20 protein-coding genes and 1 pseudogene are annotated in these 22,284 nt (G+C 73.7%); 10 read left to right on the top strand and 11 right to left on the bottom strand.

The window, feature by feature from the left end; translation table 11 throughout:
* Positions 1-11: 11 nt before the first annotated feature.
* Positions 12-1,325 carry a serine hydrolase domain-containing protein gene (locus ACIQG9_RS25375; RefSeq protein ID WP_400406978.1) on the top strand — a complete coding sequence of 438 codons (1,314 nt, stop codon included), beginning with the start codon at positions 12-14 and terminating at the stop codon, positions 1,323-1,325.
* A gap of 24 nt (positions 1,326-1,349) precedes the next feature.
* Here ACIQG9_RS25375 and ACIQG9_RS25370 read toward each other — a convergent pair whose 3' ends face one another.
* A complete protein-coding gene (locus tag ACIQG9_RS25370) occupies positions 1,350-2,162 on the bottom strand; it encodes a DUF3097 domain-containing protein (RefSeq protein ID WP_400406976.1) in 813 nt (270 codons plus the stop codon).
* Between the two features lie 129 nt (positions 2,163-2,291).
* Here ACIQG9_RS25370 and ACIQG9_RS25365 point away from each other — a divergent pair, with 129 nt between their 5' ends.
* Positions 2,292-3,086, top strand: a complete 795-nt coding sequence (locus tag ACIQG9_RS25365; protein WP_400406974.1) for a hypothetical protein — start codon at positions 2,292-2,294, stop codon at positions 3,084-3,086.
* A gap of 63 nt (positions 3,087-3,149) precedes the next feature.
* Here ACIQG9_RS25365 and ACIQG9_RS25360 read toward each other — a convergent pair whose 3' ends face one another.
* The 7 genes from ACIQG9_RS25360 to ACIQG9_RS25330 all read right to left on the bottom strand — a co-directional run bounded on the left by ACIQG9_RS25360 (position 3,150) and on the right by ACIQG9_RS25330 (position 10,204).
* A complete protein-coding gene (locus ACIQG9_RS25360) occupies positions 3,150-3,929 on the bottom strand; it encodes an HAD-IIA family hydrolase (protein WP_400406971.1) in 780 nt (259 codons plus the stop codon).
* Between the two features lie 36 nt (positions 3,930-3,965).
* Positions 3,966-4,997, bottom strand: a complete 1,032-nt coding sequence (locus ACIQG9_RS25355; RefSeq protein ID WP_400406968.1) for a ferrochelatase — start codon at positions 4,995-4,997, stop codon at positions 3,966-3,968.
* Between the two features lie 70 nt (positions 4,998-5,067).
* A complete protein-coding gene (fabI, locus tag ACIQG9_RS25350) occupies positions 5,068-5,835 on the bottom strand; it encodes an enoyl-ACP reductase FabI (protein WP_400406965.1) in 768 nt (255 codons plus the stop codon).
* Between the two features lie 23 nt (positions 5,836-5,858).
* On the bottom strand, positions 5,859-6,563 hold the full coding sequence (gene fabG, locus ACIQG9_RS25345) for a 3-oxoacyl-ACP reductase FabG (RefSeq protein WP_400406962.1): 705 nt from the start codon (positions 6,561-6,563) through the stop codon (positions 5,859-5,861).
* Positions 6,564-7,167: 604 nt separating this feature from the next.
* Entirely contained in the window at positions 7,168-8,118 is a 951-nt protein-coding gene (locus ACIQG9_RS25340; protein ID WP_400406959.1) for a VWA domain-containing protein, read from the bottom strand.
* Positions 8,115-9,119, bottom strand: a complete 1,005-nt coding sequence (locus tag ACIQG9_RS25335; protein ID WP_400407150.1) for a DUF58 domain-containing protein — start codon at positions 9,117-9,119, stop codon at positions 8,115-8,117. The genes ACIQG9_RS25340 and ACIQG9_RS25335 overlap by 4 nt, the downstream gene beginning before the upstream one ends.
* Positions 9,098-10,204 carry an AAA family ATPase gene (locus ACIQG9_RS25330; RefSeq protein ID WP_400406956.1) on the bottom strand — a complete coding sequence of 369 codons (1,107 nt, stop codon included), beginning with the start codon at positions 10,202-10,204 and terminating at the stop codon, positions 9,098-9,100. The genes ACIQG9_RS25335 and ACIQG9_RS25330 overlap by 22 nt, the downstream gene beginning before the upstream one ends.
* A gap of 239 nt (positions 10,205-10,443) precedes the next feature.
* Between ACIQG9_RS25330 and ACIQG9_RS25325 the strand changes: the two genes are divergently transcribed.
* From ACIQG9_RS25325 to ACIQG9_RS25315, 3 genes are all read left to right on the top strand, one after another.
* Positions 10,444-10,674, top strand: coding sequence for a hypothetical protein (locus tag ACIQG9_RS25325; protein WP_400406953.1), 231 nt, complete (start codon positions 10,444-10,446; stop codon positions 10,672-10,674).
* Positions 10,671-11,189 carry a PH domain-containing protein gene (locus tag ACIQG9_RS25320; protein WP_400406950.1) on the top strand — a complete coding sequence of 173 codons (519 nt, stop codon included), beginning with the start codon at positions 10,671-10,673 and terminating at the stop codon, positions 11,187-11,189. The genes ACIQG9_RS25325 and ACIQG9_RS25320 overlap by 4 nt, the downstream gene beginning before the upstream one ends.
* A 149-nt stretch (positions 11,190-11,338) precedes the next feature.
* Entirely contained in the window at positions 11,339-12,658 is a 1,320-nt protein-coding gene (locus ACIQG9_RS25315; RefSeq protein ID WP_400407147.1) for a PH domain-containing protein, read from the top strand.
* Between the two features lie 118 nt (positions 12,659-12,776).
* Here ACIQG9_RS25315 and ACIQG9_RS25310 read toward each other — a convergent pair whose 3' ends face one another.
* Entirely contained in the window at positions 12,777-13,826 is a 1,050-nt protein-coding gene (locus tag ACIQG9_RS25310; protein ID WP_400406947.1) for a phosphatase PAP2 family protein, read from the bottom strand.
* 203 nt (positions 13,827-14,029) lie between these two features.
* Between ACIQG9_RS25310 and ACIQG9_RS25305 the strand changes: the two genes are divergently transcribed.
* Entirely contained in the window at positions 14,030-14,434 is a 405-nt protein-coding gene (locus ACIQG9_RS25305) for a thioesterase family protein (protein ID WP_400406944.1), read from the top strand.
* Positions 14,431-15,261, top strand: a complete 831-nt coding sequence (locus ACIQG9_RS25300) for an MBL fold metallo-hydrolase (RefSeq protein WP_400406941.1) — start codon at positions 14,431-14,433, stop codon at positions 15,259-15,261. The genes ACIQG9_RS25305 and ACIQG9_RS25300 overlap by 4 nt, the downstream gene beginning before the upstream one ends.
* Before the next feature lie 31 nt (positions 15,262-15,292).
* Here ACIQG9_RS25300 and ACIQG9_RS25295 read toward each other — a convergent pair whose 3' ends face one another.
* Positions 15,293-16,225 (bottom strand): carbohydrate kinase, encoded by a 933-nt coding sequence (locus ACIQG9_RS25295; protein WP_400406938.1) that lies wholly within the window; start codon positions 16,223-16,225, stop codon positions 15,293-15,295.
* Positions 16,226-16,553: 328 nt separating this feature from the next.
* Between ACIQG9_RS25295 and ACIQG9_RS25290 the strand changes: the two genes are divergently transcribed.
* The gene (locus ACIQG9_RS25290; protein ID WP_400406935.1) at positions 16,554-17,675 is read left to right on the top strand and encodes a lytic polysaccharide monooxygenase; all 1,122 of its coding nucleotides are present in this window, start codon (positions 16,554-16,556) and stop codon (positions 17,673-17,675) included.
* A 68-nt stretch (positions 17,676-17,743) separates the two neighbouring features.
* On the opposite strand, the gene asnB is transcribed toward ACIQG9_RS25290, so the two are convergent.
* On the bottom strand, positions 17,744-19,705 hold the full coding sequence (gene asnB, locus ACIQG9_RS25285) for an asparagine synthase (glutamine-hydrolyzing) (protein ID WP_400406932.1): 1,962 nt from the start codon (positions 19,703-19,705) through the stop codon (positions 17,744-17,746).
* 110 nt (positions 19,706-19,815) lie between these two features.
* On the opposite strand from asnB, the gene ACIQG9_RS25280 reads away from it, so the two are divergent.
* A complete protein-coding gene (locus ACIQG9_RS25280; protein WP_400406929.1) occupies positions 19,816-21,297 on the top strand; it encodes an aminopeptidase P family protein in 1,482 nt (493 codons plus the stop codon).
* 337 nt (positions 21,298-21,634) lie between these two features.
* Positions 21,635-22,284 (top strand): annotated as a pseudogene (locus ACIQG9_RS25275) (hypothetical protein); the annotation flags it as partial.

Genomic DNA, 22,284 nt, shown 5'->3' with positions numbered 1-22,284 from the left:
AGGAGCCCGTCGTGACCCTGCTGCCCGACACCGTCCGCCAGGTCGACACCCTGGTCGCGCAGGCACAGGCCACCGGACGTACGCCGTCGCTGGCGGTGGGGGTGGTACGGGACGGGAGGCTGGCCCACCTCGCCGCCGCCGGTGACCACCCCCACCCCGACGCCGACCTCCAGTACCGGCTCGGCTCGATCAGCAAGACGATGACGGCGACGCTGGTGATGCGGGAACGCGACGCCGGCCGACTCGCCCTCGACGACCCGCTGGAGCGGCACCTGCCCGGCACGCCGGTCGGCGCGCTCACCCTGCGCCAGCTTCTCGGCCACGCCGGTGGCCTGCAACGCGAGCCCGACGGCCGGTGGTGGGAGCGGGTCGAGGGCAGCGACCTGGCCACCCTGGTCGCCGGCCTGACCCCGGCCAAGATCATCCAGCCGCCGCGGCCCGGCTACCACTACTCCAACCTGGCGTACGGGCTGCTCGGCGGGGTGTTGGAACGGGTCACCGGCACCCCCTGGGCGGAGCTGCTGACCGACCGGGTGTTCACCCCGCTCGGGATGCGACGCACCACCTACCAGGCCGCCGAGCCGTACGCCCGCGGCTACGTGGTGCACCCGTGGCACGACACGCTGCGCGAGGAACCGCGTACCGACACCGGGGCGATGGCGCCCGCCGGGCAGCTCTGGTCCACCGTGGACGACCTCGCCCGGTGGGCGGCGTTCCTCGCCGAGCCGGCGCCCGAGGTGCTGGCCGCCGACACCCTGACCGAGATGTGCGCTCCGGTGGTGATCAGCGACCTGGACTCGTGGCGCGGCGGGCACGGCCTCGGGGTGGAGCTGTACCGCGAGGGCGACCGGGTGTACGTCGGCCACGGCGGGTCGATGCCCGGGTACGTGGCCGCCCTGACGGTGCACCGTCCCACCCGGACAGCCGTGGTCGGCTTCGCCAACTCGTACGGCTTCCGCACCGGCCACATCGGCGGGCTCGCCCGGGACCTGCTCACCCTGGTGCTGGACGCCGAACCGGCGCCGGTGACGCCGTGGACCCCGGTCGCCACGCCACCACCGGCGGAGCTGACCGAGCTGACCGGCCGCTGGTGGTGGATGGGCGTCGAGTACGAGGTCCGCGCCGACCCGGCGGGCGAGCTGTGGGCCGGCCGACCCGGCGAGCCGACGCTGCGGTTCACCCCCGAGGCCCCGGACCGCTGGCGCGGACGCTCCGGCGCACAGGACGGTGAGGTCCTGGCCGTCGTCCGGGACCCGGCCGGGCAGCCGGTGGCCCTGGACATCGGCACCTTCGTCTTCACCCGCACCCCCGACCGGGAACCCTGACCCGGCAACCGGACGGGACGCCGCTCAGCCGGGTTCGGTGACGAAGTCAATCAGTCGTTCCATCGCGTTGATCAGCGGTGTCTCCACGTCGGCGAAGCTGTCCACCCGGGACAGCACGCGCCGCCACAGGTCGGCCGGCTCGGCCACCCCGAGCGCCGCGCAGACGCCCTCCTTCCAGGGCCGGCCCGGCGGCACCACCGGCCAGGCCGGAATGCCCAGCGCCGCCGGCTTCACGGCCTGCCACACGTCGACGTACGGGTGCCCGGTGACCAGCACGTGCGGGGAGTTCACCCGCGCCACGATCCGGCTCTCCTTGGAGCCGGGGACGAGGTGGTCGACGAGCACGCCGAGCCGGCGGCCCGGCCCGGGGGCGAAGGCACGCACCTCGGCGTCGAGCGCGTCGATGCCGTCCAGCGGCTCCACCACCACGCCCTCCACCCGCAGGTCGTCGCCCCAGATCCGCTCGACCAGGGCGGCGTCGTGCACGCCCTCGACCCAGATCCGGCTGGCCCGGGCCACCTGCGCCCGGACGTTGTCCACCGCGACCGAGCCGGAGGCGGTCCGCCGGCGGGCGGCCGGCACCGGGGCGCGGACCGGCCGGCGCAGGGTCACCGGTGCCCCGTCCAGCAGGAACGCGGCGGGCAGCAGGGGGAAGACCCGCCGCCGGCCGTGCCGGTCCTCCAGCACCACCGCGCCCGACTCGAACCCGACCACCGCCCCGCAGAACCCCGAGTCGGCGTCCTCCACCACGAGATCCACCTCGGCGTCCACCTCGGGGGTGACCTTCCGTCGTCGCCAGTCCCCCGCCAGCACGTCCTCGCCGTATCGCCCCGCCATGTCGATCACGCTAACCCGACCCCCCGCCCCACCACCTCCCGACGCGCCCAGCCGCCTCCCCGGCCAGCCGCCCCGCCCTACGATGCGGCAGTCGAGACAGAGGCGGCGGGGAGCACGTACCCTTTCGGCATGTCCTCCCCCGCAACGGGCGCGGCCACACTGGCTGCCCGCCGGTCGAGCCGGTTCGTGGCCTGGGTGCGCGCGTGGCGCGCCGGCCTGGTGCCCTTCGACGAGGTCGCCGAGTCCGTCGCCGGCGACGAGGAGCATCTGGTCGCCGACGCCCCCGGCACCTGGCGGGACGTGCCGCTGCGGGACGCGCTGCCGGCCCTGGCCAAGCTCTCGCCCGACGAGATCCGGCTGGTGCTGCCCGCCCCGGGCGACCCACGCGGACTACCCGGTCCGGGCGACTTCGCCGGCGCCGCGCTGCTCGCCGGGGAGGCCGTGGTGGCCGGCGGGCTCGGGTTGATCCCCGAGGTGCGCACCCACACCTCCGGCTCCGGGATGACCTGGGAGACGGTGCTGTGGCGGGTCTATCCGCTGCCGGCCGACGCGCCGAAGGCGTCCCTGGCCAGCCCAGGCGCGGCCGAGGCGGAGGCGGAACTGGCCACCGCGCTCGCCGAGTCGACCGCCGCGCTGACCCGGCTCGACGTGGCCCAGTGGCGGCCCGAGCTGGCCGGGGCGCTCGCCGCGCTGCGCCGCCCGGACGGCGCCACCGACCTGCCGCCCGGGTTCGACCCGCGCGCCCGGCGGCTCTTCGCCCGGGCCGCCGTGCTGGACCGGGTGCTGGCGCTGGCCGGGGAGAGCGCGCCCGGCGGAGCGATCAACAACCACGAGGCCCAGCAGCGCGACGCCGCGCTGCGGCCACTCACCACCGCCTGCCGGCAGGCCCTGGTCGCCGCCTGCAACGCCCCGCTACGGCCCTGAGAGCCGATCCGCCCCGCTGCGCCCCCGGCAGCCGATCCGGCGCTCGCCACGGCGGTGGCGGGTTCAGAGCTCGTCGATCAGGTCGAGCACCGAGTTGACGATCCGGGACGGCCGGTACGGGTAGCGCTCGGCCTCGGCCCTGGTGCTGATCCCGGTCAGCACCAGGATGGTCTCCAGCCCGGCCTCCAGGCCGCACAGCACGTCGGTGTCCATCCGGTCGCCGATCATCGCGGTGCTCTCCGAGTGCGCGTTGATGGTGTTCAGCGCCGAACGCATCATCATCGGGTTCGGCTTGCCGACGAAGTACGGCTCCACCCCGGTCGCCTTGGAGATCATCGCGGCGACCGAGCCGGCCGCCGGCAGCGCGCCCTCCACCGACGGACCGGTCACGTCCGGGTTGGTGCAGATGAACCGGGCCCCGTCGTTGATCAGCCGGACCGCCTTGGTGATCGCCTCGAAGCTGTAGGTGCGGGTCTCCCCCAGCACCACGTAGTCCGGGGCGAAGTCGGTCAGCACGTAGCCGACCGCGTGCAGGGCCGTGGTCAACCCGGCCTCCCCGATCACGTACGCGGTGCCAGCCGGCCGCTGGTCGGCCAGGAACTGGGCGGTGGCCAGCGCGGCCGTCCAGATCGCGTGCTCGGGCACCTCGAAGCCCATCCGGGTCAGCCGGGCCTGGAGGTCGCGGGGTGTGTAGATCGAGTTGTTGGTGAGCACCAGGAACGGCTTGCCGGACGCCCGCAGCCGGTTGACGAACTCCGGCGCTCCGGGCACCGGCTGGCCCTCGTGCACCAGCACGCCGTCCATGTCGGTGAGCCAGCTCTGCACCGGCTTGCGGTCAAGCATCGTGTCGTCCCAGGGGTTGTCGGGGGTGGGTCGGGATCAGGGACGGCGGGCGGCCGGCACACAGCACGGAGTGGGGCAGGTGTCCCACATCGGCAGTTCGCCGAGGCGGCGGCGCCGTCGCTCCCCGTCGGGCGTGGTGCGCTCGGTCACCAGCTCCCGCACCATCGCCACGAACCGGGGGTCGGTGCCGGGGGTGCCGGCCCGGACGAAGTCCAGGCCGAGCTGCTTGGCCGTCTCCAGCGCCTCGGTGTCCAGGTCCCAGGCCACCTCCAGGTGGTCGGAGACGAAGCCGATCGGGCTGACCACCACGCCCGTCACGCCCTGCCCGGCGAGCGCGGTCAGGTGGTCGTTGATGTCCGGTTCCAGCCACGGCACCTGCGGCGGGCCGGAGCGGCTCTGCCAGACCAGGTCGTACGGCAGGTCGGGCGCGGCGGCGGCGTGCACCAGCCGGGCCGTCTCGGCCAACTGCGCGGTGTACCGTCCGCCGTCCGGGCCGGCGGTGGCCGCCGCCGAGCAGGGGATGGAGTGCGCGGTGAAGACCAGCCGGGTGGTCTCCCGCCGGGCCGGGTCGAGCTGGGCCAGCGCCGCGCGCACCGCGTCGGCGTGCGGCTCGACGAAGCCGGGGTGGTCCCAGAACTGGCGCAGCTTCTCGATCACCGGGGCGTCCGGACCGACGGCGGCCCGGGCGGCGGCGATGTCCTCCTGGTACTGCCGGCAGGACGAGTAGCCGCCGTACGCGCTGGTCACGAAGGCCAGCGCCCGCCGTACCCCGGCGTCGCGCAACTGCGCCACGGTGTCGGCGAGCATCGGGTCCCAGTTCCGGTTGCCCCAGTAGACCGGCAGGTCGACGCCGTGGGCCGCGAAGTCCGCCCGGATCGCGGCGAGCAGTTCCCGGCACTGCTGGTTGATCGGCGAGACGCCACCGAAGCGCAGGTAGTGCTCGGCGACCTCCGCCAGCCGCTCGGGCGGGACGCCCCGGCCCCGGGTCACGTTCTGCAGGAAGGGCAGCACGTCCTCGGGCCGCTCCGGGCCGCCGAAGGAGACCAGCACCAACGCGTCGTACGCCATGGTGCCATTCTCCCCCGACGGCCGTGACGGACCCGCGACGCCCCCTCGACCGTGCGGTTTCCGGGTGGTGTCAGGCGCCGAGCGCGTGGTAGCCGCCATCGACGTGGACGATCTCACCGGTGGTCGCCGGGAACCAGTCCGACAGCAGCGCCAGGCAGGCCCGGGCGGCCGGCTCCTGGTCGGTGAGGCTCCAGCCGAGCGGTGCGCGCTCGGCCCATGCCTCCTCGAACTGCTCGAAGCCGGGGATCGACTTCGCGGCCATGGTACGCAGCGGGCCGGCGGCGACCAGGTTGCTGCGGATGCCCTGCTTGCCCAGGTGCAGGGCGAGGTAACGGGAGGCGGACTCCAGCCCGGCCTTGGCCACACCCATCCAGTCGTAGACCGGCCACGCCTTGGTGGCGTCGAAGGTGAGGCCGACCACGGCGCCGCCCGCCGACATCAGCGGCAACGCCGCCATCGCCAGCGACTTGTACGAGAACGTGGACACCTGCAACGCGGTCGCCACGTCCTCCCAGGGCGCGTCGAGGAAGCCGCCGCCGAGGCAGCTCTGCGGGGCGAAGCCGATCGAGTGCACCACGCCGTCGAGGCCGTCGACGTGCTCCCGCACCTTGTCGGCCAGCCCGGCGAGCTGCTCCGGGCTGGTGACGTCCAGCTCGATCACCGGGGCCGGCTCGGGCAGCCGGCGGGCGATCCGCTCGACCAGCGAGAGCCGGCCGTAGCCGGTGAGCACGACCTGGGCGCCGTTCTCCTGGGCGAGCTTCGCCACCGAGAAGGCGATCGAGGCGTCGGTGATGACACCGGTGACCAGCAGCCGCTTACCGGCGAGCAGTCCTGACATGTGAAGGCTTCCTCCGTACGTTCTCAGTGACCCATGCCGAGGCCGCCGTCGACCGGGATGACGGCGCCGGAGATGTAGCCGGCGGCGTCCGAGGCCAGCCAGGTCACCACCCCGGCGACCTCGTCCGGCTCGGCGAACCGGCCGGCCGGGATGGCCTTGCGGTATTCGGTGCGGCGCTCCTCGGGCAGCTTCGCCGTCATGTCGGTGTCGATGAAGCCCGGGGCGACCACGTTCGCGGTGATGTTGCGGCTGCCCAGCTCCCGGGTGATCGAGCGGGCCACGCCCACCAGGCCGGCCTTGCTGGCCGCGTAGTTGACCTGGCCGACGCCGCCGTAGAGCCCGACCACCGAGGAGATGAAGATCATCCGGCCCCACTTGGCCCGGAGCATCTTCGACGAGGCCCGCTTGGCGCAGCGGAAGGCGCCGGTGAGGTTGGTGTCCAGCACCCCGGTGAACTGCTCCTCGGACATCCGCATCAGCAGCGTGTCGTCGGTGATGCCGGCGTTGGCGACCAGCACCTCGACCGGACCCAGCTCGGCCTCGATCGCGGTGAAGGCCGCGTCGACGGAGGTGGAGTCGGTGACGTCACAGCGGACCCCGAACAGCCCCTCGGGCGCGTCGCCGCTACGGTGGGTCACCGCCACCCGGTCGCCCTGCTTGGCGAAGGTCTGCGCGATGGCCAGTCCGATCCCCCGGTTGCCGCCGGTCACCAGCACGGTACGGGCCACGGGTCCCCCTCAGTTGAGCTGATCATTCCGGTCGGAGCCTAGGCGTTACCGGCAGGTAAGCGCTAACGGCGGCCCCGGTGATCCGGCGCCGGGGTGCGGCCGGACCCGTCCGGGTGCCGATCCGACCCGGCCGGCCGAGTACGCGTCCCCGGCGTCCCCGTTGTACGATGACCGGCGTCTGCGAGCCGAATGTGGCTCGCCTTCCGGGCCCCGCCGACCGCAGGAGGTGATCGCTGTGCGAAATAGCGATCCTCCCAGTCGTGGCCGGGCCCTCCGTCAGCCCCGCTGAGCCACGCCTCAGTCGGTGGAGCTGACCCAGCTTCCGCTCCCCGCACCGTCCCACCCTCGGCCGTCGACCGGGGAGGCCGGCGTGTGTCGTCCCGCGCCGGGACGCCCCGCGGTGGAGCAGCCCGGTCACGACTTCGTGTGCGCGTCCTGATCAACCCCTGCGGCCCGCCCGCCCGCGGACCGTCCAGTCGCCACGGAGCCGTCCATGAGCCGTTACGTCGCCCCGCTGGGCTTCACCCTCGCCGCCGTCTGGGTGGTCGTGATCTTCGTGCTGGCCGGTGGCGGTCACTGACCGCCACCGGCCCGGACGTCCCGCTCAGAGCATCCGGGACGTCCACAGCAGGCTCAGCCCGCCCGCACAGAGCGCCAGCAGCAGCGCCACCCCCGCGTACCACTGGGTGATCTCGCGCGGCTCGGTGCGGAACCCGATCGACGAACCCATGTCCTGGTAGACCTGCTTCAACTCGGCGACCGACGCCGCCTCGTAGAAGAAGCCCTCGGTGGTCTCGGCGAGTTGGGCCAACGCCAGCCGGTCGACCGGCACCCGCTGCAACTGACCGCCGATGTCCACCTGCCCGGCGTCGGTGCCGAACGCGATGGTGGAGACCGGCACGTTCGCCGCCTGCGCCGCCGCCGCGGCCTCCTCCACCGACCGCCCCGAGGTGCGGAAACCGTCGGAGAGCAGGACGATGCGGGCCGGCGGGATACCGGCCGCGCCGTCCGCCGGCACCGAACGGATCGCCTCCAGGCAGGTGAAGACGGCCTCCCCGGTGGCGGTCGCCTCGGCCAGGGTCAACCCGTCGATCGCGGCGGTCACCGCCTGCCGGTCCTTGGTCGGGGCCACCAGCACGTTGGCCGCCTTGGCGAACGAGACCAGCCCCAGGTTGTAGCTGGCCGGCAGCTCGCCCACGAACTGCTTCGCCGCCTCCTGCGCGGCCTCCAGCCGGTTCGGCGACACGTCGTCGGCCTGCATGGACAACGACACGTCGATGGCGAGCATGACGGTCGCCCGCTCCAGCGGCTCCTTCGTGTCGACCGCCGGACGGGCCATCCCGGTGGCGAGCGCCACCAGGGCCAGCAGAAACACGGTGGCCGCCGCGTGCCGCCGCCAGCCCAGGCCCCGGGGCACGAGGGTACGCAGCAGGTCCACGTTGGTGAACCGCATCGCGTACGCCCGGCGGTGCCGCTGCCGCCACCCGTAGCACGCGGCGAGGGCGAGCACCGGCAGCAGGGCCAGCAGCCACCACGGTTGCATGAAACGGATCATCGCGTCGTCCCCCGGGTGCGGGCGTGCCGCTGGGCGGCCACGAATCGCACCATGTCCAGCAGCCAGTCTCGGTCGGTACGCAGGCGCAGGTGCCCGGCCCCGGCGGCGCGCAACTCGGCGGCGATCGCGCCGCGCTGGGCGGCCGCCGCGTCGGCGTACCGCTGGCGCAGCCGCGGGTCGGCGGTCTGCACCTCGTGCAGCTCCCCCGTCTCCGGGTCCACCACCGGCAGCACCCCCACGTCGGGCAGCTCCAGCTCGCGCGGGTCGACCACCTCGACCGCCAGCACGTCGTGCCGGACCCGCAGCTTACGCAGCGGCCGGCCCCACTGCTCGGGCGGTGCGAGGAAGTCCGAGATCACCACGGCCAGGCCGCGTCGGCGGGGCGGCCGGTTGAGCAGGTCCACCAGGGCGCCCAGGTCGCCACGGCCGGGCCGTGACGGGGTGTGCGCCACCGCCCGCAGCAGGGCCTGGGCCCCCCGCCGGCCGGAGCGGGCCGGCACCCGGGTCAGCGTTCCCGGCCCGGTGGGCGGCGGCGGGGCGGACCGCCACCGGCCGGTCGGCGCGGGCGGTTCGGCTCCGGTGCCGATCACCGCGCCGACCCGGTTGCCGCCGCGCACGGTGAGATGGGTGAACGCGGCCGTCGCGGCGACCACCACGTCGCGCTTGAGCCACCGGCCGGTGCCGAAGTCGAGGCTCGCCGACAGGTCCACCGCCAGCCAGGTCTCCAGCTCCCGGTCGGCCACGGTACGGCGTACGTGCGGCATGGTCGTGCGGGCGGTGACCGGCCAGTCCATCCGGCGTACGTCGTCGCCGGGGCGGTACTCCCGGGACTCACCCGCCTCGCTGCCCGGTCCGGGCAGCAGCCCGGCGTAGTCGCCCTGGAGCAGCCCGTCGAGCTTGCGGGTGACCAGCAACTGCAAGCGGGACAGCACCGCCTCGGTCCGCTCCCCACCGGCGTCGGCCGGGCGCACCGGTGCGGTCACGGCCGCTGCCCGGGCCAGCCGGCGGCCGGCGGACCGCTGACCGGTGGCGGGGACGCCTGTTGCCGGGGCGCCACCGAGGGCAGCGGGATGGTCGACATCACCCGGTGCACCACGTGGTCGGCGGGCACGTCGTCGGCCAGCGCGTCGTAGCTGAGCACCAGCCGGTGCCGCAGGATGTCCGGGGCGATGTCCTGCACGTCCTGCGGCAACGCGTAGTCCCGGCCGCGCAGCAGGGCCAGCGCCCGGGTGGCCCGGACCAGGCCAAGCGAGGCGCGCGGGCTGGCGCCGTACTGGATCAGCCGGGCCACGTCCGGCATGCCGTGCTCGGCGGGGGTACGGGTGGCCAGCACCAGCCGGACGGCGTAGTCGACCAGTGCGTTGTGCACGAAGACCTGGTCGGCCTTGCGCTGGAGGGCGAGCAGGTCGTCGCTGGTGAAGACCTGCGCCGGCTCGGGCGCGGCGACCCCCATCCGGTAGACGATCTCCCGCTCCTCCGCGTCGGTGGGGTACCCGACCACGATCTTCATCAGGAACCGGTCCCGCTGCGCCTCCGGCAGCGGGTAGACGCCCTCCTGCTCGATCGGGTTCTGGGTGGCCATCACCAGGAACGGGTCGGGCACCCGGTGGGTCTCGCCGCCGATGGAGACCTGGCGCTCGCTCATCACCTCCAGCAGCGCCGACTGCACCTTGGCCGGCGCCCGGTTGATCTCGTCGGCGAGCAGGAAGTTGACGAAGACCGGGCCCAACTCGACGTCGAACTTCTCGCTCGACTGGCGGTAGATCCGGGTGCCCATGATGTCGGCGGGAACCAGGTCGGGAGTGAACTGCACCCGGGCGAAGTCGCCACCGACCACCTTGGCCAGGGTCTCCACCGCGAGGGTCTTGGCCACCCCGGGTACGCCCTCCAGCAGGCAGTGCCCCCGGGCGAGGAGCGCCACGAACATCCGCTCCACCATCCGGTCCTGCCCGACGATCACCCGTTTGATCTCGAACAGCGCGCGTTCCAGCAGGGTCGCGTCCTGCGCCGGGGTGGTCACCGTCGCGGGTGTCACGGGTGCCGCCCCGTTCGGGGTCGGGGCGTCGGGCGTGGTCGGCTGGGCCACCGGTCCTCCACAGCATGGTCGGTCGTCGCGGCGTGGTGCGGTATCAAGACTCGCATGCCCGGCTGAGAGCCGAGGTGGGGAGAACCCGATTTCCGCCACGCCGTCCGGATCGCCGAATCGCTGAACGAGGGTGGACACGACGGGGCCTGCCACGTGTACGATTCACCCCGTCGCCGGGCGGCTCCCCCCGTGGTCGCCCGGCGCTCAAACTCCCACCCCGGCGGCACTAGACTCCCCGGGTGACCGCTCCCGCACCCGCCGACGAGGCACCGATCTGTTCGTCCCGTGGGTGCCGCGCTCCCGCCGTCTGGGCGCTGCGCTGGAACAATCCCCGGCTGCACGGGCCCGAGCGACGCAAGACCTGGCTGGCCTGTCCGGCCCACCGCGACACCCTCGGCGACTTCCTCGACGCCCGGGGGTTCCTGCGGGAGGTCACCACGCTCCCCGGATCGCATACCCTCGAACCGTGAACGGTGCCGAGCCATCCCAGCCCCCGGTCAGTGCCCTGGAACCCTGGCCGGCCACCGTCCGCTGGCAGCCCATCTCCACCGACCTGATCTGGGTGGAGTTGCTCCGGCTCGCCGTGGGCCTGGCGGTGCTGCTGGTCGGGCTGGCGCTGGGCTGGGCGTTCAGCGGGCACTGGCTGTTCGGCGCGGGATGCGCCGTGGTGCTGCTCGGCGGCCTCTGGCGGGCGGTGACCGTCGTCCGCGCCGTCCGCGCCTGGGGGTACGCCGAACGCGCCGACGACCTGCTGGTCCGGCACGGGCTGCTGGTCCGACGGCTGTCCATCGTGCCGTACGCGCGGATGCAGTTCGTCGACGTCAGCGCCGGGCCGCTGGAACGCGCCTTCGACCTGGCCACCGTGCAGCTACACACCGCCGCCGCAGCCAGCGACGCCCGGGTGCCCGGGTTGCGCCCGGCCGAGGCGTCCCGGCTGCGGGATCGGCTCACCGCGCTCGGCGAGGACCGGGCGGAGGGGCTGTGACCGACGGGCACCCCGGCCCGGCTCCGGCCCACCCCGAGCCGCCTGCCGGCGTACCCGGCTGGCCTGCCCCGGGCCCGCCCGCCCCCGGCTGGTCCGCCGCAGGTCCGCCCGCCCCCGGTTCGCCGGCCGGCGCGGAGCCACGGCAACGGCTGCACCCGCTCAGCCCGGTGTTGCAGGGGGCGAAGTCCCTGGTCGTGGTGATCGCCGGGCTCTCCTGGTCGACGCTGTCCCGGGTCGGCTTCGGCTGGTTCGCGGCGATGGTGGTGCTGCTCGCGCTGGGTGCCACGGTGCTGGCGGTGGTGAGCTGGTGGAACACCGGCTACCACATCGTCGGGCGGGAACTGCGGGTGCACGAGGGCCTGCTGTGGCGGCGTACCCGGGCGATCCCGCTGGAACGCCTCCAGGCCGTCGAGGTGGTCCGGCCGCTGCTGGCGCAGCTCACCGGCCTGGCCGAGCTGCGGCTGGAGGTGGTCGGCGGGGGCAAGACCGAGGCGCCGCTGGCGTACCTCTCGGTCACCGACGCGGCCCGGCTGCGGCAGCGGCTGCTCGCCGTCGCGGCCGGCACGCACGGCCGGGAGCCCGCCGCCACCCCGGCCCAGCCGGCCGGCCCGCCGGGTCCCGGGGCCGCCGCCCCGGTGGCCGCGCCGGACGAGCCGGTCGGCCGCCCGCTGCACGACGTGACGAACTCCGACCTGCTGGTCAGCCAACTCCTCACCCCGCAGGCGTTCCTGCTCCCGTTCGGTCTGGCCTTCGTGGTGGTGCAGTTCGTCAACGAGGGCTCCTGGTCGTTCATCGCGGTCGCCAGCACCCTCACCGCAATGGCCGGTGTGCTGCTGCAACCGGTCCGGCGGGTGCTCGACGACTGGAACTTCCGGCTGGTCCGCGAGGCCGACCGGCTGCGGATCCGCAACGGCCTGCTGGAGACCCGGGTGCAGACGGTCCCGCTGGTGCGGGTGCAGACCATCGGGGTGACCTGGCCGCTGCTGTGGCGGATGAAGGGCTGGCTGCGGCTGCGGCTGGAGGTCGCCGGCTACTCCGGCGGCGAGCCGGACGACCGCAACCGGCCGGACCGGCTGCTCCCCGTCGGTGACCTGCGCACCGCCGAGGAACTCCTCGCCGAGGTGCTGCCCGGGGTACGGCTCACCGCGCTGCCGCTGACCGCCCCGCCGGCCCGGGCCCGCTGGCTGCGCCCGCTCAGCGCGCGGGTGCTCGGCGCCGGGCTCGACGAGCGGGTCTTCGCCGTCCGGTCCGGTCTGCTCACCCGGCAGGTGGCGCTGGTGCCGTACGCCCGGATCCAGAGCGTACGGGTGGTGCAGGGCCCGGCGCAGCGGCGGCTGCGGCTGGCGACGGTGCACGCCGACACCGCCGGCGGGGCCGGTGCCGCCGCCCACGACCGGGACCTGGCGGAGGCGTGGGCCCTCGCGGCCGAGCTGACCGCGCGGGCGCACACCGCGCGCCGCGCCCGCTGACCCCGCCCGGCCCGTTCCCGACCGGCCGAGGCCGGCCCGCGCCGGAACCGCAGGCGGCCCCACGCCGGATCAGCCGTGGCGGCCCGCGCCGGAACAACCACCGGCGGCCCGCGCCGGATCAGCCGGAGGCGGTCCGCGCCGGATCGGCGGCGGGTTCCGGCGGCATGTCCCGGGGGGTGACCAACTGGGCCGGTGACGGCTCCCGGTCCGGCCGGCGGCGGACCCGCCAGGCCCGCCAGCCCCGCTCGGCCAGGCCGACGACCAGGAACGTCATCCCCACGTACGCCCAGCCGACCAGCACGTCGATGACGTAGTGCTCGCCGCTGTAGACCAGCGTGAAGGTCATCGCGAGCGGGTAGGCCAGCAGCAGCGGCCACCACCGCCTGCGGGTGGCCCGGAGGAAGAACAGCACCACGAACAGGGCCCACGCGGTGTGCAGCGAGGGCATCGCCGCGACCGGGTTGGAGGCGATCTGCCCGGCGTTGAGCAGGTTGCCGGCGCCGTGCATGCCGAACGCCTTCCAGCCCCGGGTGGAGATCCGGGCGACCTCGGTGAGCAGGCCGTTCTGCGCCGCCCACCAGGGTGGCGCGGCCGGGTAGACGAAGTAGGTGACCAGGCCCGCCGCGCAGAGGAAACCCCAGCGCCGCATGTACGCCGCCCAGCGGTCGCGGCTCCGCACCCAGAGCACCGCGGCGGCGGCCAGGGTCACCACGAAGTGGGAGAAGTAGATCCAGCTCACGGCCACGTCCCACCAGTGCACCTCGGGCCGGTAGAGGTGCTGCTGGAGCCAGACCGTGGGCACCTCTCCGCCGGTGGCCCAGCCGAACATCACCCGGTCGGCGACGATCAGCTCGTAGGCGTGCGGGATCCGCCCGTTGTCGGCGAGCCCGCGGGAGAGGTTGTAGACGGCGAGCAGCAGCAACACCGGGATCCAGTCCCGGGCGAAGCGCAGGTGGGTGCGCCACGGCCGGCCCCAGTTCCACGCGACGGTGCCCGCCCAGATCCACAGGAAGGCGTACGCCGGGTCGGTCGGCAGGCCGATGGCCAGCCAGGCCACCACGAAGACGACGCCCCAGACCGACATCGCGATCACGCGGCGTCGCCCGCCGGCGGGCGGGTCGGCGGGTCCGGTCGGGGCGGGGGATTGGGGGTCAGTCACGACGGCCATCGCGGTCTAGGTTAACGGCGGGCAACGCATCGACCGCCGCCGACCACCCGTCCGGTGGCCGACCGGCGGAGTCACCCCCGGCCCGGTACCGGACTCCCGGCCCTGGTCGGAGCGGCCGGCCGGGACGGCAGGTCCGGCCCCGGGCGGCGGCGGGATCTCGGTCGGCGTGGTCCGGATCACCGTCGAACACCTAGGCTGGGCGCATGCAGGAGCAGCCGGAGAGCCCGTTCCCACCCGGGCTGACCGCCCGGATCGAGCTGACCGTCACGGACGCCGACACCGCGCTGGCGGTGGGCTCGGGCGACGTGCCGGTGCTGGGCACGCCCCGGGTGCTCGCCCTCGCCGAGGCGGCCACCGTGGCGGCCACCGCCGCCCGGATGCCCGCCGGCCGGACCACGGTCGGGGTCCGGGTCGAGCTGGAGCACCTGGCCGCCACCCCGGTCGGGCGGACGGTGGTCGCGCGGGCCCGACTGGCCGAGGCCGGCGGCCGGCGGCTGCTCTTCGAGGTGACGGTCACCGACGGCGACGCGACGGTGGCGGTGGGCCGGGTGGAGCGGGCGCTGGTCGACCGGCAGCGCTTCGTCGAACGCGCGGTGCGGGCGTCGTGACCGTCCGGTTCGTGGAGATCGCCGACCGGGTCCACGTGCTGCGCGAGCCACTGCTCGACGTCACCGTCACGCTGGTCGTCGGCGACGGCGCGGCGCTGCTGGTGGACACCCTCTCCACCGCCGGGCAGGCCGCCGAGCTGGCCGCCGCGGCCCGGGCGGTCACCCCGCACCCGTGGACGGTCGTCAACACCCACCACCACTTCGACCACTGCTTCGGCAACGCGACGCTCGCCGCCGACCCGGCCCGACCGGTGTACGCGCACGAGGTGGCCGCCGCCGCGCTCCGCGAGCAGCCGGACCGGCTGCGCCGGGCGGCGTACGAGGAGATGCGCGAGGAACAGCCACAGCTCGCCGCCGAACTGGCGACGACGGTCCTGCTGGCGCCGACGCACACCGTGCACACCGAGACGGTGCTGGATGTCGGGGGTCGCCGGGTGGTGCTGCGCCACCCCGGGCACGGGCACACCGACGCCGACCTGGTGGTACACGTGCCGGACGCCGACGTGCTGGTCGCCGGGGATCTGGTGGAGCGGGCGGGGCCGCCCGCCTTCGAGGACTCGTACCCGTTGCAGTGGCCGGACGCGGTCGCCGAGCTGCTGCGGATGACCACGCCCGCGACGGTGGTGGTGCCGGGGCACGGCGACCCGGTGGACGTCGATTTCGTCCGGGCGCAGCACGCCCAGCTCGTGGAGCTGGCCTGGCTGATCCGGGCCGCCCACACGGCGACCGCCCCACCGGAGCGGGTCGCCGCCGACTCGCCCTTCGGCGCCCGCCCCGGCCTGATCGCCGCCCGCCGCGGCTACGCCGAACTCGACGGCAACGGCTAGCCTCTCCCCCGACGGCGGGGCCGCCGCGCGCTCAGTCGACGAAGCGGCGCAGCACCTCGGCCCGGGTGGGCATGGCGACCGCCCCGCCGGGCGACTCGCAGACCAGGCCGGCGACCCGCAGCGCGAACGCCACCCGCCGGTGCCAGTCGACCGGCTCGGCCGGTTCGCCGTCGACCAGCAGGTCGGCGACGAGGGCGGCCATCACCGAGTCGCCCGCGCCGGTGGCGTCCACCGCGCGTACCTTCGGCGCGGGCACCCGGACCGGGTCGGGGCCGGCGGCGACCACCGCACCGTCCGCGCCGAGGGTGACCACCACCGTGCCGGCCCCCAGCTCCCGCAGGTACGTCGCGACCCCCTCGACCGGCTCGCCCGGCCAGAGCAGCGCGGCATCGGCGCTGCTGAGCTTGACCAGGTGCGCCCCGGCGGCGAACTCCGTCACCACCTCCCGCAGGGCGGTCAGCGCCGTCGGGCCGGTCAGCAGTCGGGGGCGGACGTTGGGGTCGAAGACGCGCAGCCCGGGAGCGAGTGCCCAGGCCCGGCGGGCGGCGGCCAGCGTCGGCGGGCTCAGCAGCACGATCGAGCCGCAGTAGAGCACGTCGGCGCCCTCGACCAGCGCCACGTCCAGGTCGTCGGCGGCGAGCAGGCCGTACGACGGGGGCTCGCCGTAGAAGCGGAAGTCGGGTTCGGCCCCGGAGTGGGTGGTCACCGCCAGCGTGGTGGGCGCCGGCACGGTGACCGAGCCGGCCAGCCCGACCCCCGCACCGGCCAGGAAGGCGCGGATCCGGTCGGCGAGCACGTCGTCACCGAGCGAGCCGACGAACTGGGCCGTCCCGCCGAGCCGGGCCACCCCGACGGCGACGTTGAGCGGGCCGCCGCCGATCTCCTGGCGAAACACGGGCCGGCCCTCGCACTCGTCGTCCAGCAGGTCGACCAGTGCCTCACCGACCACCACCGCGTATCCCACGTCGCCTCCCAGCCCGTCGTCGCTCGGTACCAGGCTGGCACAGTGCCCGCCGGGGCGGGGCGAGGCCCCCGTCTTCACACATCGAGCAACGGCTATTGCATGGTTCGTCCGGGCGTGATGGGATTGCCCGTGCCGGGTCGGTGCGGGGGCTGCCGTACCGCCGGCGACGAGCTGGGGTCGACGCGAGAGGCACCGGTCCGTGGGCACGGACCGGGGGCGGCACGCGGCCGTCCGGCCCTCCGGGGCCGTCGGCCTGACGCCGCGATCGACGCATCCCCCACCATGTGCGGGGCGGCGCTCGCGCCACCCCGCGGATCAGGAGAAGCTCGTGCTCCGTTCCCGTACGGCCGCGCTGTTCACCGCGGCCGCCACCCTCGCCCTGGGCGGACTCGCCCTGGTGTCGAGCCCCGAACCGGCTGCCGCGCACGGCACGCCGATCACCCCGGGCAGCCGGACCTACCTGTGCTGGAAGGACGGCCTGAGCCCCACCGGCGAGATCAAGCCGATCAACCCGGCCTGCTCCGCCGCCGTCGCCCAGAGCGGCGCCAACTCCCTCTACAACTGGTTCAGCGTGCTCCGCTCGGACGCCGGCGGGCGCACCGTCGGCTTCATCCCCGACGGCAAGCTGTGCAGCGGCGGCAACCCCGGCTACACCGGGTACGACCTGGCTCGCACCGACTGGCCGCTGACCCACCTGACGTCCGGTGCCCGGCTGGACTTCAAGTACAGCAACTGGGCCCACCACCCGGGCACGTTCTACTTCTACGTCACCAAGAACACCTGGAGCCCGACCCGGCCGCTGGCCTGGAGCGACCTGGAGGAGCAGCCGTTCCTCCAGGTGACCAACCCGCCGCAGAACGGCTCGCCGGGCACCAACGAGGGGCACTACTACTTCAGTGGCAACCTGCCGTCGGGCAAGTCCGGGCGGCACATCATCTACTCCCGCTGGGTGCGCTCGGACAGCCAGGAGAACTTCTTCGGCTGCTCGGACGTCACCTTCGACGGCGGCAACGGCGAGGTGACCGGGGTCGGCAACGGTGGTGGCACGACGCCCCCGCCGAGCCCCACCACCCCGCCGCCCAGCCCGACCACTCCCCCGCCGAGCCCGACCACCCCGCCGCCGAGCCCGACGACGCCGCCGCCGGGTGGCGACTGCATGGCGGTCTACAAGGTGGTCAGCGCCTGGACCGGCGGCTTCCAGGGCGAGGTCATGATCATGAACCACAGCTCCCGGACCTACGGCGGTTGGGTGGCGAACTGGACCTGGCCCAACGGTCAGCAGATCTCGCAGGTGTGGAACGGCACGCTGAGCACGAGCGGATCGTCGGTGACCGTCACCAACGCCGCGTACAACGGCAGCATCGCGCCGGAGGGGACCACCACCTTCGGCTTCACGGCCAGCACGACCGGGACCAACGGTCTGCCCACGGTCACCTGCACCGGTCGGTGACGCACCGCTAGCAGGACCGGAGGTCCGCGCCCGGCCGGGCGCGGACCTCCGGGTCGACCAGCACGGCGTCAGCGGACCATGCTGCCGACCACCGGCTTGGTGAGCAGGGCGGACTGGTTGCGCTGGATGCCCGGGTCGAGGGTCTTCGCCACGAAGATGGCGTGCCAGATGCAGAAGATCAGCACGGTCCACACCTTGCGGGAGTGGTCGGCCTCCTCCCGCTTGTGCTCCTCCAGCAGCCGCATCGCGTACGACAGGTCGACCAGGTCACCGGCGCCGGAGGTGGACAGCACGTGCCGGGCCCACTCGTACATCTCGCCGCGCAGCCAGACCCGGGTCGGGGTCGGGAAGCCCAGCTTCCTGCGGTTGACGATGGCCGGCGGGACGACCCCCTGCAACGCCTGCCGCATGGCGTACTTGGTGGCGTCGGAGCGGGGCGGCAGCTTCAGGTCCACCGGGATGGTGGCCGCCACGTCGAAGACCGCCCGGTCCAGGAACGGCACCCGGACCTCCAGCGAGTGGGCCATCGAGATCCGGTCCGCCTTGACCAGGATGTCGCCGCGCAGCCAGGTGTAGAGGTCGACGTACTGCATCTTGGTGACGTCGTCCAGCTCGGTGCACTCGGCGTAGATCGGGGCGGTGACGTCGGTGTACCGCACCGACGGGTCGTAGCGGCGCAGCAGGTGCTGCTTCTCCTCCTCGGTGAACATCCGGGCGTTGCCGTAGTAGCGCTGCTCGATCGGCGTGGTGCCGCGCTCCAGGAAGCTCTTGCCCTTGACGCCCTGCGGGATCGCCTTGGAGACCGCCCGCAGGCCCTTCTGCACCCCGCCGGGCAGGCCGTTGACCGTGCCGAGGGAGAGCGGCTCGCGGTAGATCGTGTAGCCGCCGAAGAACTCGTCGGCGCCCTCGCCGGAGAGCACCACGGTCACGTGCTCGGCGGCCTTCTTGGCGACGAAGTAGAGCGGAACCAGGGCCGGGTCGGCCACCGGGTCGTCCAGGTGCCAGACGATCTTCGGCAGCGCGTCGATCATGTCCTGCGGCCCGATCTTGGTCGGGATGGTGGTCACGTCGAGGTGCCGGGCCGAGTCCTGGGCGACGTCGATCTCGGAGTAGCCGGGCACGTCGTAGCCGACGGTGAAGGTGAGGATGTTCGGGTTGAACTCCCGCGCCAGGGCCACCACGGCGGTGGAGTCGATGCCGCTGGACAGGAACGAGCCGACCGGCACGTCCGAGCGCATGTGCATCCGGACGCTCTCCCGCAGCGTCTCCCGGATGTCGTGGTAGAGCCGCTGCTCGTCGGAGACCGGGGCGGGCCGGAACACCGGCCGGTACCAGCGCCGCACGTCGATCCGGCCGCCCGGGGTCCAGGTCAGGTACTCGCCGGAGCCGATCCGGCTGACCCCCTGGTGCAGGGTGCCGGGCTCGGGGACGTACTGGAGGGTCAGGTAGTGGCTGAGGTTGGCCGTGTCGATCCCGGCGTCGCCCTGGTAGTAGGAGTGCGCGAAGGGCAGCAGCGCCTTCTTCTCCGAGGCGAGGTAGAGGCCGTCGGAGGTCTCCAGGTAGTGCAGCGGCTTGATGCCGAAGTAGTCCCGGGCACCGAACGCCCGGCGCTCCTGCCGGTCCCAGATGACGAAGGCGAACATGCCGCGCAGCCGGGTGAGCACCTGCTCGCCCCAGTAGTGGTAGCCGGCGACGATCACCTCGCCGTCACCGGCGGTGGCGAACTGGGCGCCGAAGCTGCGGACCAGCTCGTCGCGCAGCTCGATGTAGTTGTAGATCTCGCCGTTGAAGGTGAGCAGGTAACGGCCGCCCGCGTAGGGCAGCGGCTCGTGGCTGGACGCGACGTCGATGATCGCCAGCCGCTTGTGCGCGAAGACCCCGTCCGCGTGCTGGCCGGTGGCGTCACCGACCACCTCGACCCCTGTCTCGTCCGGTCCGCGGTGGTGCAGGCATTCCAACGCCCCCGCGATGTTGTCACGGTGGGCCGCGGCGTTGCCGTTCGCGCTGAAGAAGGCCAGGAGTCCGCACATGGCCGTCATCTTTCCACGCGCGGGAAGCGCCCGTCGCGGCACCGCAGGCACTCCTCCGGACCGGGCCCGGGGTACCGTCTGGACCAGCGACGAGGCGGAGGGAGCCGACCATGGGCGAGGAACGGACGGACAGCAAGCCGGCGGACGGCACCGAATCGCACGACCCGGACTTCCCGGAGGCGTTCCTGTCCTTCATGCGGGAGGGCTGGCGCGACACCACCCTGCCGGTCGGTCCCCGGCCGGAGGTGCCCAACCACGCCAAGCGGCGGGCCGCGCTCTCCGCGGCCTTCCCGGGCGAGACGCTGGTCATCCCGACCGGCACCGAGAAGGTACGGGCCAACGACACCGACCATCCGTTCCGGCCGGGCAGCGACTTCGCGTACCTCACCGGCGATCACGACCCGGACAGCGTCCTGGTGCTGCGGCCCAACGGCTCGGGGCACGACGCGACGCTGTACATGCGCCCCCGGTCCTCGCGGGAGACCGACGAGTTCTTCCGCAGCCGGCACGGCGAGCTGTGGGTGGGCCGGCGACACACGCTGACCGAGAAGTCCACCGAGCTGGGCCTGCCCACGGAGGACCTGACCGAGTTGGACGCGGCCCTGGCCGGGTTGGCGCCGGGGCGGACCCGGGTGCTGCGCGGGTTCGACTCCCGGGTGGACGCGGCGGTGCGCCCCTGGGACGGAGCCCGCGCGGAGGGCCAGCCGGCCCGCGACCGGGAGCTGGCCATCGCCATCTCCGAGCTGAAGCTGGTCAAGGACGAGTGGGAGATCGCCCAGCTCCAGGACGCGGTGGACGCCACCGTACGCGGCTTCGAGGACGTGGCCCGGGCGCTGCCGGCCGACCGGCGGGTCTCCGAGCGGCTGCTGGAGGGGATCTTCGCGCTGCGGGCCCGGCACGACGGCAACGACGTCGGTTACAACTCGATCGTCGGCGCGGGCGAGCACGCCACGATCTTGCACTGGGTGCACAACCACGGCGCGACCCGGCCGGGTGAGCTGCTGCTGATGGACATGGGCGTGGAGAACCGCCACCTCTACACCGCCGACGTGACCCGGGTGCTGCCGGTCGACGGCCGGTTCACCCCGTTGCAGCGCCAGGTCTACGACGCCGTGTACGCCGCCCAGCAGGCCGGCATCGACGCCATCCGGCCGGGCGTGGCGTTCCGGGACGTGCACCTGACCTCGATGCGGGTGCTCGCCGAGGCGCTGAAGGATCTCGGCCTGCTGCCGGTGAGCGTCGACGAGGCGATGGACCCGGCCTCCACGGTCTACCGGCGGTGGACCCTGCACGGCACCAGCCACATGCTCGGCATCGACGTGCACGACTGCGCCAACGCCCGCAAGGAGACGTACCGCGACGGCGCGCTCGGCGAGGGCTACGTGCTCACCGTCGAGCCGGGGCTGTACTTCCAGCCCGAGGACGAGCTGGTCCCCGAGGAGCTTCGCGGCATCGGCGTACGGATCGAGGACGACATCCTGGTCACCGCGACGGGTTCGGTCAACCTGTCGGCCGGGCTGCCGCGCCGCTCCGCCGAGGTGGAGACCTGGCTGGCCGAGCAGCGGGAGGCAGGGCCGCGTCTGCCGGGCTGATCCCGGCCGGTACGACCACGACGGCGGGCCCCACCGCCGGCAGCCACGACGGTTTCGTCGTAGGGCCGCCGATGGTGGGGCCCGTCGCTGTTTGCGCTGCTCGTCGCCGTCCTGGCCCGCACGCTCCGAAGGGTCGCCCGCCGCCAGATGTGAGGCGAATGTGCGGTTTTCTCGGATACGTCCTCGTCACGAGGATCCTTCTCATACGGTGTGCATCAGAGGCTACAACCGATTTGTAGCTGGTCGCCCCTCCTGAGGTGTGCGACCCCTTTGTAGCACGAAAGGGCGGAAGGCTCTGATGTCCAACGACGTAACGACTACCGACGGTGGGGCCCCGATGACCCCACCGACGAACAGGCGGCGGGCGCTCTGGGTCGCCACCGGCGTGGCCGGGCTGACCGGCGTCGTCGGTCTGGCGGCGCTGGGGGGTCTCGCCGCACGGGACAACAAGTCCGACGACTCGCAGCGCGCGTCGGAGAACCACGCGGCCGCGCCGAAGAAGGTCAGCGACGCAGGCAAGGCGGCCGAGGAGAAGGACGGCACCGACGCGTCCGAACAGAAGCCGCCGGACCAACGCGGCCGGGACGAGCACGGTCGGGTGCGGGAGGTGCCCTGTGACGACGAGAAGTTGATCGAGGCCGTCGACCTGGCCAACCGTGACCACGGCGGCACGTTGAAGCTGGCCCGCGACTGCACCTACAGGCTGGACCGGTACGACAAGAAGACCGGCACCGGCCTGCCCACCATCCGACAGGCCATCACCATCAAGGGCGACGACTCCACCATCAAGCGCGACTCCGAAGACGCCTTCCGCATCTTCCGAGTCGCCGACGGCGGCAACCTCACCCTCAAGGACCTCACCCTCAAGGACGGCAACGCCGCCCGCCTGCAATGGGGCCCGCAGGGTCCGCAGGGTGCTCCGGGTGGTCAGGGCGGTCAGGGCGGTCAGGCACCCGAGGCAGCACACGGAGCAGCCGCCCCGGCCGC

It is taken from the genome of Micromonospora sp. NPDC092111, assembly GCF_044755745.1.
In the GTDB taxonomy this organism is placed as follows: Bacteria; Actinomycetota; Actinomycetes; order Mycobacteriales; family Micromonosporaceae; genus Micromonospora.
The sequence above is the reverse complement of the archived record's forward strand: the minus strand, read 5'-3'. Positions and strand labels throughout refer to the sequence as shown.

Coding starts and splice junctions, on each gene's coding strand:
- ACIQG9_RS25370 (WP_400406976.1), bottom strand. CDS start 2,162: ATGGCGGGGCGATACGGCGAGGACGTGCTGGCGGGGGACTGGCGACGA.
- asnB (WP_400406932.1), bottom strand. CDS start 19,705: ATGTGCGGACTCCTGGCCTTCTTCAGCGCGAACGGCAACGCCGCGGCC.
- ACIQG9_RS25305 (WP_400406944.1), top strand. CDS start 14,030: ATGCAGGAGCAGCCGGAGAGCCCGTTCCCACCCGGGCTGACCGCCCGG.
- ACIQG9_RS25365 (WP_400406974.1), top strand. CDS start 2,292: ATGTCCTCCCCCGCAACGGGCGCGGCCACACTGGCTGCCCGCCGGTCG.
- ACIQG9_RS25280 (WP_400406929.1), top strand. CDS start 19,816: ATGGGCGAGGAACGGACGGACAGCAAGCCGGCGGACGGCACCGAATCG.
- ACIQG9_RS25360 (WP_400406971.1), bottom strand. CDS start 3,929: ATGCTTGACCGCAAGCCGGTGCAGAGCTGGCTCACCGACATGGACGGC.
- ACIQG9_RS25340 (WP_400406959.1), bottom strand. CDS start 8,118: ATGATCCGTTTCATGCAACCGTGGTGGCTGCTGGCCCTGCTGCCGGTG.
- ACIQG9_RS25355 (WP_400406968.1), bottom strand. CDS start 4,997: ATGGCGTACGACGCGTTGGTGCTGGTCTCCTTCGGCGGCCCGGAGCGG.
- fabI (WP_400406965.1), bottom strand. CDS start 5,835: ATGTCAGGACTGCTCGCCGGTAAGCGGCTGCTGGTCACCGGTGTCATC.
- ACIQG9_RS25310 (WP_400406947.1), bottom strand. CDS start 13,826: ATGGCCGTCGTGACTGACCCCCAATCCCCCGCCCCGACCGGACCCGCC.